This window comes from Variovorax sp. GW821-FHT09D07 (genome assembly GCF_059416345.1).
In genome coordinates, this window is record NZ_JBWKOY010000006.1 from 59,835 (window position 1) to 73,995 (window position 14,161).

Annotated in this window: 14 protein-coding genes and 1 riboswitch; of the genes, 7 read left to right on the forward strand and 7 right to left on the reverse strand. The window is 69.7% G+C overall.

What is annotated here, in order from left to right:
• Positions 1 to 96: 96 nt before the first annotated feature.
• Positions 97 to 921, reverse strand: coding sequence for an HAD-IIB family hydrolase (locus tag AC07OX_RS21515; RefSeq protein ID WP_495263168.1), 825 nt, complete (start codon positions 919 to 921; stop codon positions 97 to 99).
• Positions 922 to 1,017: 96 nt separating this feature from the next.
• On the opposite strand from AC07OX_RS21515, the gene AC07OX_RS21520 reads away from it, so the two are divergent.
• The 5 genes from AC07OX_RS21520 to AC07OX_RS21540 all read left to right on the forward strand — a co-directional run bounded on the left by AC07OX_RS21520 (position 1,018) and on the right by AC07OX_RS21540 (position 6,165).
• Positions 1,018 to 2,013: an ABC transporter ATP-binding protein gene (locus AC07OX_RS21520; RefSeq protein WP_159272795.1), complete on the forward strand. Its 996-nt coding sequence runs from the start codon at positions 1,018 to 1,020 to the stop codon at positions 2,011 to 2,013.
• An 8-nt stretch (positions 2,014 to 2,021) separates the two neighbouring features.
• Entirely contained in the window at positions 2,022 to 2,864 is an 843-nt protein-coding gene (locus AC07OX_RS21525; RefSeq protein WP_495263167.1) for an ABC transporter permease, read from the forward strand.
• An 85-nt stretch (positions 2,865 to 2,949) separates the two neighbouring features.
• Positions 2,950 to 4,140, forward strand: a complete 1,191-nt coding sequence (locus tag AC07OX_RS21530; RefSeq protein WP_495263166.1) for a hypothetical protein — start codon at positions 2,950 to 2,952, stop codon at positions 4,138 to 4,140.
• Entirely contained in the window at positions 4,137 to 5,177 is a 1,041-nt protein-coding gene (locus AC07OX_RS21535; protein ID WP_495263165.1) for a DNA methyltransferase, read from the forward strand. Before AC07OX_RS21530 ends, AC07OX_RS21535 begins: the two co-directional genes overlap by 4 nt.
• Positions 5,178 to 5,361: 184 nt before the next feature.
• Entirely contained in the window at positions 5,362 to 6,165 is an 804-nt protein-coding gene (locus AC07OX_RS21540) for an ABC transporter permease (protein ID WP_307584313.1), read from the forward strand.
• On the opposite strand, the gene AC07OX_RS21545 is transcribed toward AC07OX_RS21540, so the two are convergent.
• The 6 genes from AC07OX_RS21545 to phaP form a co-directional block, all read right to left on the reverse strand.
• The gene (locus AC07OX_RS21545) at positions 6,166 to 7,794 is read right to left on the reverse strand and encodes a peptide chain release factor 3 (RefSeq protein ID WP_062482912.1); all 1,629 of its coding nucleotides are present in this window, start codon (positions 7,792 to 7,794) and stop codon (positions 6,166 to 6,168) included. It abuts the gene before it with no gap.
• A gap of 66 nt (positions 7,795 to 7,860) precedes the next feature.
• Positions 7,861 to 8,454: a GNAT family N-acetyltransferase gene (locus AC07OX_RS21550; RefSeq protein ID WP_495262459.1), complete on the reverse strand. Its 594-nt coding sequence runs from the start codon at positions 8,452 to 8,454 to the stop codon at positions 7,861 to 7,863.
• Between the two features lie 25 nt (positions 8,455 to 8,479).
• Positions 8,480 to 9,553 carry an alpha/beta fold hydrolase gene (locus AC07OX_RS21555; protein WP_307584315.1) on the reverse strand — a complete coding sequence of 358 codons (1,074 nt, stop codon included), beginning with the start codon at positions 9,551 to 9,553 and terminating at the stop codon, positions 8,480 to 8,482.
• Positions 9,550 to 9,993, reverse strand: coding sequence for a hypothetical protein (locus AC07OX_RS21560; protein ID WP_495262458.1), 444 nt, complete (start codon positions 9,991 to 9,993; stop codon positions 9,550 to 9,552). The genes AC07OX_RS21555 and AC07OX_RS21560 overlap by 4 nt, the downstream gene beginning before the upstream one ends.
• Positions 9,994 to 10,037: 44 nt before the next feature.
• Positions 10,038 to 10,967, reverse strand: coding sequence for an alpha/beta fold hydrolase (locus AC07OX_RS21565; RefSeq protein WP_062482348.1), 930 nt, complete (start codon positions 10,965 to 10,967; stop codon positions 10,038 to 10,040).
• A 22-nt stretch (positions 10,968 to 10,989) separates the two neighbouring features.
• On the reverse strand, positions 10,990 to 11,487 hold the full coding sequence (gene phaP, locus AC07OX_RS21570; protein ID WP_062482351.1) for a TIGR01841 family phasin: 498 nt from the start codon (positions 11,485 to 11,487) through the stop codon (positions 10,990 to 10,992).
• A 251-nt stretch (positions 11,488 to 11,738) separates the two neighbouring features.
• Positions 11,739 to 11,807: riboswitch (S-adenosyl-L-homocysteine riboswitch) on the forward strand.
• 65 nt (positions 11,808 to 11,872) lie between these two features.
• Between phaP and ahcY the strand changes: the two genes are divergently transcribed.
• Positions 11,873 to 13,312, forward strand: coding sequence for an adenosylhomocysteinase (ahcY, locus tag AC07OX_RS21575; protein WP_495262457.1), 1,440 nt, complete (start codon positions 11,873 to 11,875; stop codon positions 13,310 to 13,312).
• Between the two features lie 5 nt (positions 13,313 to 13,317).
• Complete coding sequence (locus AC07OX_RS21580) at positions 13,318 to 14,151, forward strand: TlyA family RNA methyltransferase (RefSeq protein ID WP_495262456.1); 834 nt, start codon at positions 13,318 to 13,320, stop codon at positions 14,149 to 14,151.
• Positions 14,152 to 14,161 lie beyond the last annotated feature (10 nt).

Below are 14,161 nucleotides of genomic sequence, written 5' to 3' on the forward strand. Positions count from 1 at the left end.
GCGCATCGCGCGACCCTCACCCCTGCAAGTTTCTCCAAGGGTCGTTCAACCGGTCCATTCGGCCCGCCCTGCGCGGGCCTTTTTTTCGTGCGCGGCTCAGCGCGCCGACAGCACCGCCTGCGCGGCCTGCGCAAACCCCGCGCCGCGTTCACCCTGCGTCACATAGCGCGGCAGGTGCTCCAGCTGCGGCACGAAGCGCGCCACGTTCGCCACGCCGATGCTGTGCGCGAAGCTGCGGAACATCAGCTGGTCGTTGGTGGAGTCACCCACGTAGGCCCAGCGGTCCATCTCGTCGTCGAGCGTGCGGCCCCACAGTTCGCGCACGATCCAGCGTGCGCCCTCGAGCTTGTCGTTGTCGCCGTACCAGCCGTTGATGTGGATGCTGCTCACGGTGGCGTGCATGCCTTCGCCGCGCATCAGCGCGACGACGCGCGCGATGGTGTCGTCGCTCAGCGTCACGAACTCGCTGTGGTCGATGGCGATGTCGGTCTCGCGCCCCGGCGAGTCGGTGGCGCGGCCGGCGCCCGGAATCTCGTGCTCGATGCGCGCCAGCACGGCCTGCATGCGCGCGAAGTTGGCGGCGCGCGTGGCGGCGTCCTGCTGGTAGCGCTTCTCGACGCCGCCATCGGCTGCCGGGCGCAGCGCCACCGCGCCGTTCTCGGCCACGATCGCATCGACCGGCCAGCTGTTCACGAAAGGCAGGCTCCAGCCCACGGGCCGGCCGGTGATCGCGACCACCGCCAGGCCCGCGGCCTTCAGGTCGGCCAGCGCCTTCAGCGCGTCGGGCGTGATCGCGCCATCGGTGGTGAGCGTGTCGTCGATGTCGGTGAACACGCCGACCAGCGCCGCGCGTGCGTCGGCGGGCCAGCGCGTGAGCGGCAACAGGTGGTGGGGCGAGGCGGGCAGGGGAGGCGAAGACATGAGGCAGGATTCTCGAAGAGGCCCGTGATCGTACCGGCGCTTTCGTGTAGCATCCCGCCCCCGCCGCGCTTTCGGGCCGGCGCGGCGCTTCTCACCATGCCTCACATCCTCGTCGACAACCTGCGCAAGACCTACCGTGTGTCCGAGCGCGACCCCGGTCTGCGCGGGGCGCTGCGCGGCCTGCTGCAGCGCCGCCACCGCACGGTGGAGGCGCTGTCGGGCGTGTCGTTCGCGCTGGAGCGCGGCGAGCTGCTGGGCTTCATCGGGCCGAACGGCGCGGGCAAGTCGACCACCATCAAGATCCTCTCGGGCATCCTGCGGCCCGACGGCGGGCGCGTGGAAGTCGACGGCCGCGACCCCTTTGCCGACCGCGAGCGGCACGTGGCGCGCATCGGCGTGGTCTTCGGCCAGCGCACGCAGCTGTGGTGGGACCTGCCCGTGGGCGACGGCTTCGACCTGCTGCGCGACATCTACCGCGTCGATCCGCAGCGCTACCGCCGCACGCGCGACGAGCTGGTCGCGCTGCTGCACCTGGAGCGCGTGCTCGACCAACCGGTGCGACAGCTCTCGCTGGGCCAGCGCATGCGCGCCGAGATCGCGGCGGCGCTGCTGCACGAGCCCGACATCCTGTTCCTCGACGAGCCGACCATCGGCCTCGATGCGCCCTCCAAGCTCGCCGTGCGCGACTTCGTGCGCCGCGCCAACCGCGAGCGCGGCACCACCGTGCTGCTGACCACGCACGACATGCACGACATCGAGGCCCTGGCCCAGCGCGTGATCGTGATCGGCCACGGCCGCGTGCTGGCCGACAGCCCCGTCGAGGCGCTGCGCGCGCAGGTGATGGCCGAGCGCCGGCTGGTGGTCGACTTTGCACAAGATGCCACGCTGCCCGCGCAGGTCGACGGCGCCACCGTGCATTCGCGCGACGGCCAGACGCTGGTGCTCGACTTCGACCCCAAGCAGACCCCCGCGCCCGCGCTCATCGCGCGCATCGCCGGCGCGCACGCCGTGGAAGACATCCGCCTCGAAGGCCTCGCGATCGAAGCCGTGATCGCGCGCTTCTACGCCATGCACGGAGCGGCCGAGGCGTGAGGCCGGCGATGGGCCCGCGCGATCTCGCCCGGCCGTATGTCGCGGCGTTCGTCTCGCGCTTCCTGCAGATGCTGCAGTACCGCACCGCGGCGCTCGCGGGCTTTGCCACGCAGTGCTGGTGGGGCGGCATCAAGGTGATGGTGTTCGCCGCGTTCTACAGCGGCAGCGCCATCGCGGGCGCGGCCTCGTCGATGACGCTGGCCCAGGCCATCACCTATACCTGGCTCGCGCAGGGCCTGCTGGTGCTGATGCCCTGGCTCGGCGACCCCGAAGTGGCGCAGGCCGCGCGCACCGGTGCCGTCGCCTACGACCGGCTGCGCCCGGTGGACGCTTACGCGCTGTGGTTCGCGCGCACGGCCGGCTGGATCGCGGCGCGCCTGCTGCCGCGCGTGGCACTGATGGCGGCCTTCGCGGCGGTCGCATTGCCGCTGGTCGGGCTGGGCGACTGGGCCTGGCAATTGCCCGCCAACGCGGTGGCCGGCGCGGCGTTCCTGCTGTCGGTGGGGCTGGGCCTCTTGCTTTCGACCGCGATGGTGATGCTGCTCAACGTGGCGACCACGGCGGCGCTCAACGAGCGCGGCATCCAGGCGGTGGCGACGCCCGTGGTCATCGTGTTCTCGGGCAACCTGCTGCCGCTGGCGCTGCTGCCCGACGCCTGGCAGACCGCGCTGCTGGTGCAGCCGCTGGCGGGGCTGTTCGACATTCCGGCGCGGCTGTACTTCGGGCACCTGAGCGGCTGGCATGCGCTGGGCGCGCTGGGGCTGCAGTGCTTCTGGATCGTCGCGCTGGTCGCGTTCGGGCGGATGGCGATGGGGCGCACGATGCGCAGTCTGCAGGTGCAGGGTGGCTAGGGTGACGGGCGCGCGCAGGGAGCCACTCCCGCCCTCGGAGGCAGCGCTGTCGTATGGTGGCGGGTGCGACAACCCCGCCCCTGCCATGCGCCCCGTCATTCCCGTTGAAGCCGATGCGCCGACGCCCCTCGCCGTGCGGACCGTGACCTGCGCGATCGACCAGATCGCCGTGGCCGATCTGCCGCGCAGCGCGAGTTCCCCGCTCTTCGAACGCCTTCGCCGCTCCGTGCGCGGGGTGACCCTTCGCACGCCGCCTTCGAACGAGGCCGCGCGCTGGCACACGCACACGATCGGCGGCGTCGCGCGGCGCCTTGCGCAGCCCCTCACGTTCACGCCATACGCCTCCGTGAAGCCTTGTTCGGCACGTTGCGGCTTCTGCTCGGAAAACCTGCGCAAGACCGAGGGTGGAACCTCGGCGTCCCGGCTGCGTCCGGCGCCCGACTACTTCGACGGCCTGTCCCGCGCGCTGCGCGCCTTGCGCGGCGTGCCGCTGTCGTGGTCGCTCTCGGGCCTGGAAACGAGCGACGACGCCGACTGGATGCTTCGGCTGCTGCACACGCTGGCCGCGGGCGAAAGCGAAGGCCCGGTGGTCGAGGACCGTGTGCTCTATACCAACGGCGCAGGCTTTGCCGGCCCGCAGGGCGAGGCGCTGCGGCGCGCGCTGCAACGCTTCGAAATGAGCTGGCTGGAGCTGTCCCGCCACCACCACGACGGCGCGGTCAACCAGGCCATCATGCGGTTCCGGCCCGAGGTGGCCATCGGCGATGCCGCCGTGTTCGAACGCACCGCGCGCCAGCTCGCCGATGCGGTGGCGCTGCGGCTCGTGTGCATCCTCCAGCGCGGCGGCGTCGCGCAGCCGACCGACGTGGCCGCGTACCTCGCGTGGGCACGGCAATGCGGCGCCGGGACCGTCGTCTTCCGGGAGTTCTCGCGGCTCGACGAGGGCTATCGCGACAACGCCACCGCGCGCTATCTGCGCACGCAGCGGGTCTCGATGGACGCGCTGCTGACGGCCTGCCTCGACGACCCCGACATCTCGCGCGGGTGGACCCTCGAAAGCCTCACCGAGGGCTACTACTTCTGGAACCTGCGCCTGCGCACCGACAGCGGCCTGACGGTCGTCTTCGAAAGCGCCGACTACGGCGCCATGCACGCGCGCCATGCGACCGGCGATGTCTACAAGCTCGTCTACTTTGCCGACGGACAGCTGTGCGCCGGCTGGGAGCCGGGGCACGACGTGCTGCTCGACACGCGCACCGCGAAGGCCTGTCCATGAGCAGTCACAGCTGGCTGATGCTCGACCATGAATCGCCGCGCTACCGCCTGCCGGACGGCCTGCGCGCGCGGGACCCGATGGGCGGGCGCGATTGCGGATGGCTCGAGCAGATGCTGCCCTTCGTGCGCCGGTTCTCACAACCGGGCGACACGGTGTTCGATCCGTTCGCCGGCTTCGGCACGACGCTGCTCGCGGCGCGCCTTGAGGGCCGACGGGCTTTGGGCTGCGAAGTCGATGCCGGCCGCATCGACCTCATCCGCGAGCGGCTGGCGCGCCACGGCTTCGCCCACGGCACGACGCTCCTGCATGCCTCGTGCGATGCGCTCGAAGACGCCGCGCTCCCGCCCTTCGACCTGTGCCTGACGAACGTGCCCTACTTCGGTTGTCGCTGGACCGGTGCGCAGGCAACCTCCCAGCTTTACGACAGCCCCAGCTACGCGCAGCACCTCGATGGCCTGCGCAATGTCTTCCACCGCGTCCGCGCCGGATTGCGCGAGGGCGGTGCCTGCATCGCGATGGTGGAGAACCTCCGGATCGGCGATCGCGTGCTGCCGCTGGCCTTCGATCTCGCCCGCATCCTGGGTTCGCTCTTCACGATGGAGGAGGAGCGCGTGCTGGTCTATCCGCACGACGCGGAAGACAGCGACACCGATGCCCGCACCGACCGGCGCCACGAACACGCGCTGGTCTTTCGCAAGCAGCGCGAGCGCATCGACCTGCCGGCCACCGCCGCGCTGCTCGATGCGATGCGCGCCGCAGGACACGTCTTCACGCTGTTCGGCAGCTTCGCGCGCTGGCAGCAGGACCCACAAGGCCCGCCGCCCGCAGACGCCGACATCCACGTCGACGCCGACCCGCAGCGCCTGGACGCCCTGCTGCGATGGCTGCGCGGGCAGGGCTTCTCGGTGACGAGCTGGGGCGACCCGGTCACCGGACCCCTTCACCTCGACAGCTACCGCGACCGCTTCTACTTCCGAGCCGACCGCATCGATGCCCGCGGCGCATTGATCAGGCTCGACATCTGCTACGAGCAATGAGCGGCATGACGCAATCCGCACAGCGGTGGACCGACCCGCACCACGACCGCGCTCGGTGTGCGCAGGACACCGGGTGCTTCCCGCAGCGAAATCAAGGAGGAGGGCGAAGCCCGGGGGACATTCGCGGAGGGAAGTACCCGGTGGCCTGTGCACGCGCCCTGAACAGCGGCGGGGGCCATTGAAGATGGGCGCCCTCCCTCTCTTCTTCCGCCTCATGGCCGCCTCCATCAGCGGCCAGGCCAGGTACCCCGCGTCCGCCTTGCTGTTGACCCTCGGCCAGTTCCTCGGAACAGGCATCGAGGTCGTCGCCGTCTGGGCGCTGTTCCATCGCTTCGGCGAGGTGCAGGGCTGGGGCATCGGCGAGGTCGCGCTGTTCTACGGGCTGGTGAACTGCATGTTCGCCCTCGCCGACGCACTGGGCCGCGGCTTCGACGTGCTGGGCACCGAGTTCCTGCGCACCGGCACCTTCGACCGGCTGCTGCTGCGCCCACGTCCGCTCGCGCTGCAGCTCATGGGCCACGACGTGCGCATCAGCCGGCTGGGCCGTCTGCTGCAGGGCCTGCTCGTGCTGGCCTTCGCGACCGTGCAGGCCGACATCGCATGGACGCCCAGCGCCGTGGCCGTCGCGCTGTTCGCCCTGGCCGGTGGCATCGCGCTGTTCCTCGGCATCCTCGTGCTGCAGGGCACGCTGTCGTTCTGGACCGTCGAGAGCCTGGAAATCGCCAACGTGCTCACCTACGGCGGCGTGCAGGCGGCGCAGTACCCGCTGGCGCTCTATGCGCAGTGGTTCCGCCGCGTGCTGACCTTCATCGTGCCGCTGGCCTGCGTGGCGTACTACCCGGTGCTGGCGATCCTGGGCAAGCCCGACCCGCTGGGCGCACCGGCCTGGGTGGGGTGGGTGTCGCCGCTCGCGGGTTTCGTGTTCCTCGCGGCGGCGTTCGGTGCGTGGCGCCTCGGGCTGCGCCACTACACCTCGTCGGGCAGCTGATCAGCCGGCGCTCTGCAGCGCCAAGCCCGCGTGCTCGCGCAGCGGATGGAAGTGGATCTTCGGAAAACGCTCCTGCGCCAGCCGCACGTCGTACGGCGAGGTGCACAGGAAAGCCAGCGTGTCGGCCGCATCTTTCGCCATGCGCACCGGGTAGGCGTGGACGAACTCGCGCAGCTCGGCCGGGGTGTCGGCCGTGATCCAGCGCGCGCCCGTGTACTGGCAGCCTTCGAGCCGCACGTCGGCGTCGTACTCGGCCTTCAGGCGGTGCTGCACCACTTCGAACTGCAGCTGGCCGACGGCGCCCAGCAGCATCGGGCCGCCGACTTCGGGGCGGAAGACCTGGATCGCGCCTTCTTCGCCGAGCTGGGCCAGGCCCTGCTGCAGCTGCTTGGTGCGCAGCGGGTTCTTCAGGATGACGGTCATGAACAGCTCGGGCGCGAAGAAGGGCAGCCCGGTGAACTGCAGGTTCGCGCCGTCGGTGATGGTGTCGCCCAGCTGCACGCCGCCGTGCGTGGTGAAGCCCACGATGTCGCCGGCGTAGGCCTCTTCCACCGCCTCGCGGCGCTGGCTCATGAAGGTCACGACGCTGGTGGGGCGCAGCTCCTTCGCGGTGCGCTGCACCTTCAGCTTCATGCCCGGCGTGTACTTGCCCGAGGCCATGCGCACGAAGGCGATGCGGTCGCGGTGGTTGGCGTCCATGTTGGCCTGCACCTTGAAGACCACGCCCGCGAAGTCCTTGTCCTCGGGCTGGATCTCTTTCACCACCGGCTGGCGGTTGACCAGCGTGGTGCTGGTGCGCGACTGCGGCGAGGGCGCCAGGTCGACCAGCGCGTCGAGCACTTCCATCACGCCGAAGTTGTTCACGCCGGAGCCGAAGAACACGGGCGTCTGCTTGCCGGCCAGGAAGGCCTCGCGGTCCCAGGTGGGGGAGGCGCCGGTGGCCAGTTCCATGCTTTCCATGGCGTGCTCGAAGTCAGCGCCGAAGCGCTTGACGAGCGTGTCGCGCTCGCTCAGCGGAATGGTCTCGAAGTCGTGCGGCAGCCGCTCGCTGCCCGACTCGAACACCGTCATCGCCTGCGTGCGCAGGTTCATGATCCCGCGGAAGCTCTTGCCCTGGCCCACGGGCCAGGTCATGGGCACGCAGGGCATGCCGAGTTCGCGCTCCACCTCGTCCAGGATGTCCAGCGGCTCGCGCACTTCGCGGTCCATCTTGTTGACGAAGGTGATGATGGGGGTGTCGCGCTGGCGGCAGACCTCGATCAGCCGGCGCGTCTGCGCTTCCACGCCGTTGGCCGCGTCGATCACCATCAGCGCCGAGTCGACGGCGGTGAGCACGCGGTAGGTGTCTTCCGAGAAGTCCTTGTGGCCGGGCGTGTCGAGCAGGTTGATCACGTGCTCGCGGTACACCATCTGCATCACCGACGAGGCCACCGAGATGCCGCGCTGCTTCTCGATTTCCATCCAGTCGGAGGTGGCGTGGCGCGAGGCCTTGCGCGCCTTCACCGAGCCGGCGATCTGGATCGCGCCCGAGAACAGCAGCAGTTTTTCGGTCAGCGTGGTCTTGCCGGCGTCAGGGTGGGAAATGATCGCGAAGGTGCGACGGCGGCGGGTTTCGGCGAGAAAAGACAAGGTGGGCAATCTGCAGGGGAATCCCCCGATTTTAGGAGGCCGCCCCGCCAACCCCGGGCTGTAGGCCTAAAACGCCTCCGTCACCCCGTACGCCCGCATCTGCGCCTCGACCTGCGCCGCGTCCTGGCTCAGCACCACGAGGTCGTGCGCCTTGCCCTCGCGGTCCTTCACGTGGCGCGTCAGCAGAGCCTCGGGCCGGAAGCCCAGGGACTGGAAGACGGCGATGGCGCCGCGCTGGTCGACGGTCATCTGGGCGACGATCTTTTCCTGCCCATGCGCGAAGGCCAGTGCGCAGCCCTCCTGCGCCAGCTGCTGGCCCAGGCCGCCGCCGCGCAGCGTGGGCGACACCAGCACGCGCAGCTCGGCCACGTGGCCCGACCACGAGTGCGGGTCGCGGATGACGGCGGCGCAGCCCAGCACGGCGCCGTCGCGCACGGCGAGCACGCTGTCGATGTCGCCGCGCTCGATGGCGCGGACCCAGGCGGCCATCACCTTGGGCTCGGTGATGTCGCGCGGCAGAAAGAGCAGGTCGTGCGCCGGCAGCGCCTGCGCGAAGGCCAGCACGGCGGGGGCGTCGGCGCCGGTCATGAGGCGCAGGGCGATGTCGCCGTCCGCGTGGGCGACGGTGCGCGGGTAGGTGCGGGAAGAAGATGCGGTCATGAGCGTAGGGGGATGGTTGTGTTCGTCAGGTGGAGCGCACGCCCAGCCACTCGTCGAGCTTGGGCCACAGCCGCCGCACGGCGTTGGTGCCGGCCGCCAGGCTCACGTGGCCGCCCTTGAGCACCACCTCCTCCTTGTCGGTGGAGCCGATGCCGGCGATCAGCGGCTGCCCCGCCTCGTAGGGCACGATGTGGTCGTGCTGCGCCAGCGCGTGCAGCACCGGCACGGTGATGTTCTTCAGCAGCACGGGGCGCCCGCCGAGCACCAGCTCGCCCTTGTGCAGCTTGTTGTCCCACATGAGCTCCTTCACGGTCTGGCGGAAGTACTCGCCGGCCAGCGGCAGCATCTCGGCGCCCCAGCGGTCGAACATGCGGTACGACTTGACGAACTCGTCGTTGGCCATGTTGTCCCACAGCTGCACCAGCCCGGCGCCGCGCCCGGCGGGGCGCAGCATGTCGAAGGAGGCGAACAGCATCTCGGGCGGCACGTTGCCCACGGTGTCGATGAGGCGGTCGACGTCGAAGTAGCGCCGGTCGGACCACGCATGAAAGAGCTTCATGCGGCTGAAGTCGATCGGCGTGGTGAAGAGCGCGAGGTTCTTCATCGGCCCGCCGGGGTGCAGCGCCGCGTACAGCGTGGAGAGCACGCCGCCCATGCAGTAGCCGGCGATGGTCACGTCTTCCTCGCCCGAGTCTTCCTGCACGCGGCGGATCGAATCGGGAATGAAGTCGAGCACGTAGTCCTCGATGCGCAGGCGCTTCTCGTCGGGGCGCGGTGCGTTCCAGTCCATCACGTAGACGTCGTAGCCCTTGAGCAGCAAATACTCGACCATGCTCTGGCCCGGCGCGAGGTCGAAGATGTAGGCGCGGTTGGTGGTGGCCATCACCATCAGCACCGGCACGCGGTAGATCTCGTCGACCATCGGGCGGTAGTGGTACAGGCTCAGCGTGCCGCGCCGGTGGATCTCGTCCTTGGGCGTGAGGCCGACGGCCGGCGCGGTCGAGGTCAGGAAGTCCAGCCCCTTGATGTTGCGCTGGATCGTGCGCTCGATCTCGCCGCGGATGTCGGGCAGCTGGAAGGTGTCGGGCGGCGCGCTCATGGGCGGCGCTTTCCGGCGGGGCGTTTCTTGGGGGCGGCGGTCTTGGCGGCCGGTGCAGGCGCCGCCGCCGCTGCGGGCGGTTGCTTGGTCCGACGCGGCCGGGGCGGCGCAGTGGCCGTATCAGCGGTCCGCGCGGCAGGGCCGGCCCCGCCTTCCAGCGCGCGGCGGATGCCCGCCAGGTGGTCGTCGATGCGGTGCAGCTGCTCGCCCAGCGCCTGCAGGTCGGCGCGCGTGGGCAGGTTCAGCAGCGTGAGGTAGCGCGCCATCAGGTCGCCCACCGCCTTCTGCGCAGTGAGCGAGGCGTTCATGCCGCCGTGCATGCCCTGGCGGAACGGGTCCGAGGCCATGGCTTCGTTGGCGAATTCGTTGGTGCTTTTTTCCCACTGGGCCGTGAGCTCGCGCCACAGGGCCATGGGATCGAGGGACGGAAACTGGCTCATGAAAAACACCTCCGTCTGGGTTTCTTGTCGTTGTCTCTTTTTCTTCAGTGATCGTCGCGCCGCGCCGCCCGTGCGGTGTGCGCGGCGATGGCCTCGATGATCTGCGGCCACATCGCGATCGGCAGCGCATGGCCCATGCGCGGGATGCGCAGCAGCGTCGCGCCGGGAATGGCCTCGGCCACGTCGATGCCGCAGGCCACGGGCACCAGCGGATCGACGTCGCCGTGGATCACCAGCGTGGGCACCTGCACCGCGCGCAGCGCCGGCTTGCGGTTGCCCGATGCGAACACGGCCGCCAGCTGTCGCGCCACGCCGCCCGGGTTGAGGCCGCGCAGGAAGGCCAGTTGCGCGCGCTCGGCGTCGCGCGCCTCGTCGAGCGGAAAGGCGTCGGGGCCGCGCAGCACGCGCCACAGCTTGGCGTGGTGCGGCAGGTAGGCCTCGAAGCGGGTCGGCGCGGGCGCGAACAGCACCGCCAGCGCCTCGGGCGTGGGCGGCGGCAGGGCCGGGTCGCCGGTGCTCGACATGATGCTGGTGAGCGAGCGCATCCGCCCCGGGTGATGGATGGCCATCTCCTGCCCGATGGCGCCGCCCATCGACGCCCCCACGACGTGGGCGCGCGCGATGCCCAGCGCGTCGAGCAGGCCGGCGCAGTCGTCGGCCATGTCGCGCAGCGTGTAGGGCACCTGCAGCGGGCGCCCGGCCATGGCCTGCAGCATCAGCGCCTGGATGTCGGGCACGCCAGCGTGCGGCAGGTGGGTGGAGTGGCCGATGTCGCGGTTGTCGAAGCGGATCACGTGGTGGCCGCCGGCCTGCGCCAGGGCGGCGCAGAACGCGTCGTCCCAGGCGACCATCTGGGCGCCGAGGCCCATGACCAGCAACAGCGGCGGCGCCTCGGGGTCGCCGAAGCTGTCCCAGGCCAGTTCGATGCCGTTGGCGCGGGTGCGCCGTTCGGTGCGGGGCGCGACGGCGGTCATGCGGGCCTTTCTTTGCTTCTTGTTACTTGCGCTGCAGCAGCTTCGTGACCTCGTCCACGTTGGCCTGGATGCGCTGGCGCACCACGTCGAAGGCATCGGCCTGCGACTTGGCGGCCAGGGTGGCCAGCTCCTTGATGTCGTCGACGGCGCGCTGGAACGACTGGCGGCCCAGCTCGTCGAGCTTGGCGAGGTTTTCCTTCGGGTCCTTGCCCGGCATCGCCTTGGCGGCGGTCTGCCATTCGGCGATGGCCGTCTTGATCATCTCGGTCTGTCGCTGCACCACGGTCTGCAGGCCCTGGTAGGACTTCTCGTTGGCCTGCATCAGCGCCTGCAGGTCCTTGCGGCCGCTGTCGAGCAGCTTGCCGGCGCCGCCGGTGAGGTTCAGGTTCTGCAGGCGCTCGGCCATGCCCTTGAGGTTCTTCATCGGATCGAGCATGTCCGCGGCGGACGGCGCCGCCTGCTTCGCGCCGGCGCTGCTGGCGGTGGTTTTTTTCGCGGCGGCTTTCTTGGCAGTGGCCATGGTGCGGAATCTCCTGTGTCGGGTGATGAAAACAATCGAACGGGTGGATGCAGGCAGCGGCCGGGCGGCCGGGGCCCGCCGCCACGATACGCCGGGCCGGCGCGGCTCAGGGCGCTCCAAGCGCGGATTTGCCTGCGGAGTTTCCCGGGGTGGCCTGCGCCGCCCGGCCCGGCCTGGCGGTCGCCCGCGCTTTCCGTGATGTGGGATGCCCCGGTCGATTGGCGGGCCGGGCGGCCGCGACTACAATCCGGCGCTCCGAGGAGCGTTGCAGCGCCGTCAGGCGTGAGGCTCGGACCACATCGCAACCACGCTCACCCGCTGTTCTCGCGGTGAGTCTTTCTTCCCCGTACGCAGTGGCATCTTTCAAACCAGTTTTGGAGTTCACATGAGCGCTGTACTCAAGCCCACCCCCGTCTCGACCGCCGACCAGGCGATTGCCGACCTGTCCCTTGCCGCCTGGGGCCGCAAGGAAATCAAGATCGCCGAAACCGAGATGCCCGGCCTGATGGCCATCCGTGAAGAGTTCTCGAAGGGCCAGGCCCTGAAGGGCGCGCGCATCACGGGCTCGCTGCACATGACCATCCAGACGGCCGTGCTCATCGAGACGCTGCAAGCCCTGGGCGCCGAAGTGCGCTGGGCCTCGTGCAACATCTTCTCGACGCAGGACCACGCCGCCGCCGCCATCGCCGCCGCCGGCACGCCGGTGTTCGCCATCAAGGGCGAGTCGCTGAAGGACTACTGGGACTACACCCACGCCATCTTCGACTTCGGTCCCAAGGGCTCGAAGGGCGAAGGCCCGAACATGATCCTGGACGACGGCGGCGACGCCACGCTGCTCATGCACCTGGGCCAGCGCGCTGAAAAAGACCTGGGCGTGCTCGCCAACCCGACCAGCGAAGAAGAACGCATTCTGTACGCCGCCATCAAGGCCAAGCTGGCCGTGGACGACACCTGGTACACCCGCAAGTCCGCTGAAATCATCGGCGTGACCGAAGAGACCACCACCGGCGTGCACCGCCTGAACGAGATGAGCGCCAAGGGCACGCTGCTGTTCCGCGCCATCAACGTGAACGACTCGGTCACCAAGAGCAAGTTCGACAACCTGTACGGCTGCCGCGAATCGCTGGTGGACGGCATCAAGCGCGCGACCGACGTGATGATCGCCGGCAAGGTGGCTTGCGTGGCCGGCTACGGCGACGTGGGCAAGGGCTCGGCCCAGGCCCTGCGCGCCCTGAGCGCCCAGGTGTGGGTCACCGAAATCGACCCGATCAACGCCCTGCAAGCCGCGATGGAAGGCTACAAGGTCGTGACCATGGAGTACGCCGCCGACAAGGCCGACATCTTCGTGACCACCACCGGCAACCGCGACGTGATCCGCCACGAGCACATGGCCGCCATGAAGGACCAGGCCATCGTCTGCAACATCGGCCACTTCGACAACGAGATCGACGTCGCGTCGATCGAGAAGTACGAGTGGGAAGAGATCAAGCCGCAGGTGGACCACATCACCTTCCCGAACGGCAAGAAGATCATCCTGCTGGCCAAGGGCCGCCTCGTGAACCTGGGCTGCGGCACGGGCCACCCGAGCTTCGTGATGTCGTCGTCGTTCGCCAACCAGACCATCGCCCAGATCGAGCTGTTCACCAAGCCCGACGCCTACCAGGCCGGCAAGGTCTACGTGCTGCCCAAGCACCTGGACGAGAAGGTCGCGCGCCTGCACCTGAAGAAGGTCGGCGCCATGCTCACCGAGCTGACCGACTCCCAGGCCGCCTACATCGGCGTGGACAAGAACGGCCCTTACAAGCCGGACACCTACCGCTACTGATCCGCGTGCGCGCCGATCAACTGTTGGTGGAGCGCGGCCTGGCCGCGTCACGTTCGCAAGCGGTCCGGCTCATCGCCGGCGGCATGCGCTGGCGTGACGCGGGCACGGGCGACGCGTGGCGCAACGTCGCCAAGAACAAGGACGAAGTGCCCGAGTCGGCCGAGCTCGAGCTCGCCGACGCCGCCGAGGCGCGCTACGTGTCGCGCGGCGGCCTCAAGCTCGAAGGCGCGCTGAAGACCAGCGGCGTGGACCCGACCGGCAAGCTCTGCCTGGACGTCGGCCAGTCGACCGGCGGCTTCACCGACTGCCTGTTGCAGCATGGCGCTGCCAAGGTGGTGGGCGTCGACGTCGGCCACGGGCAGTTGCATGCGCGCATGCGCGAGGACGAACGCGTGGTCGCCATCGAAGGCGTCAATGCGCGGGCGCTGTCGCCGGCTGACCTGCAGGTGGACGATGAAGAAGACGCAGAAGCTGGCGAGGCGCTCGAAGTCGTCGACGCCCCGGCCGAGCCGCGCTTCGATCTCATCGTCGGCGACCTGTCGTTCATCTCGCTCACGCTGGTGCTGCCGGCCGTGGTGCAGTTCCTGGCCGACGACGGCCAGTTGCTGATGCTGGTCAAGCCGCAGTTCGAGCTGCAGCCCGGCCAGGTCGGCAAGGGCGGCATCGTGCGCGACGAGGCGATGTACGCTGTGGTCGAGAAGCGCCTGCACGACGCCTGCGCGGCGCTCGAGCTGAAGGTGCTGCGCTGGTTCGACAGCCCGATCGCCGGGGGCGACGGCAACCGCGAGTTTTTCATTCACGCCGTTCGTGCTGCTGCCAAGGCGGGCGACGGTTCCTAAGGAGACGCAG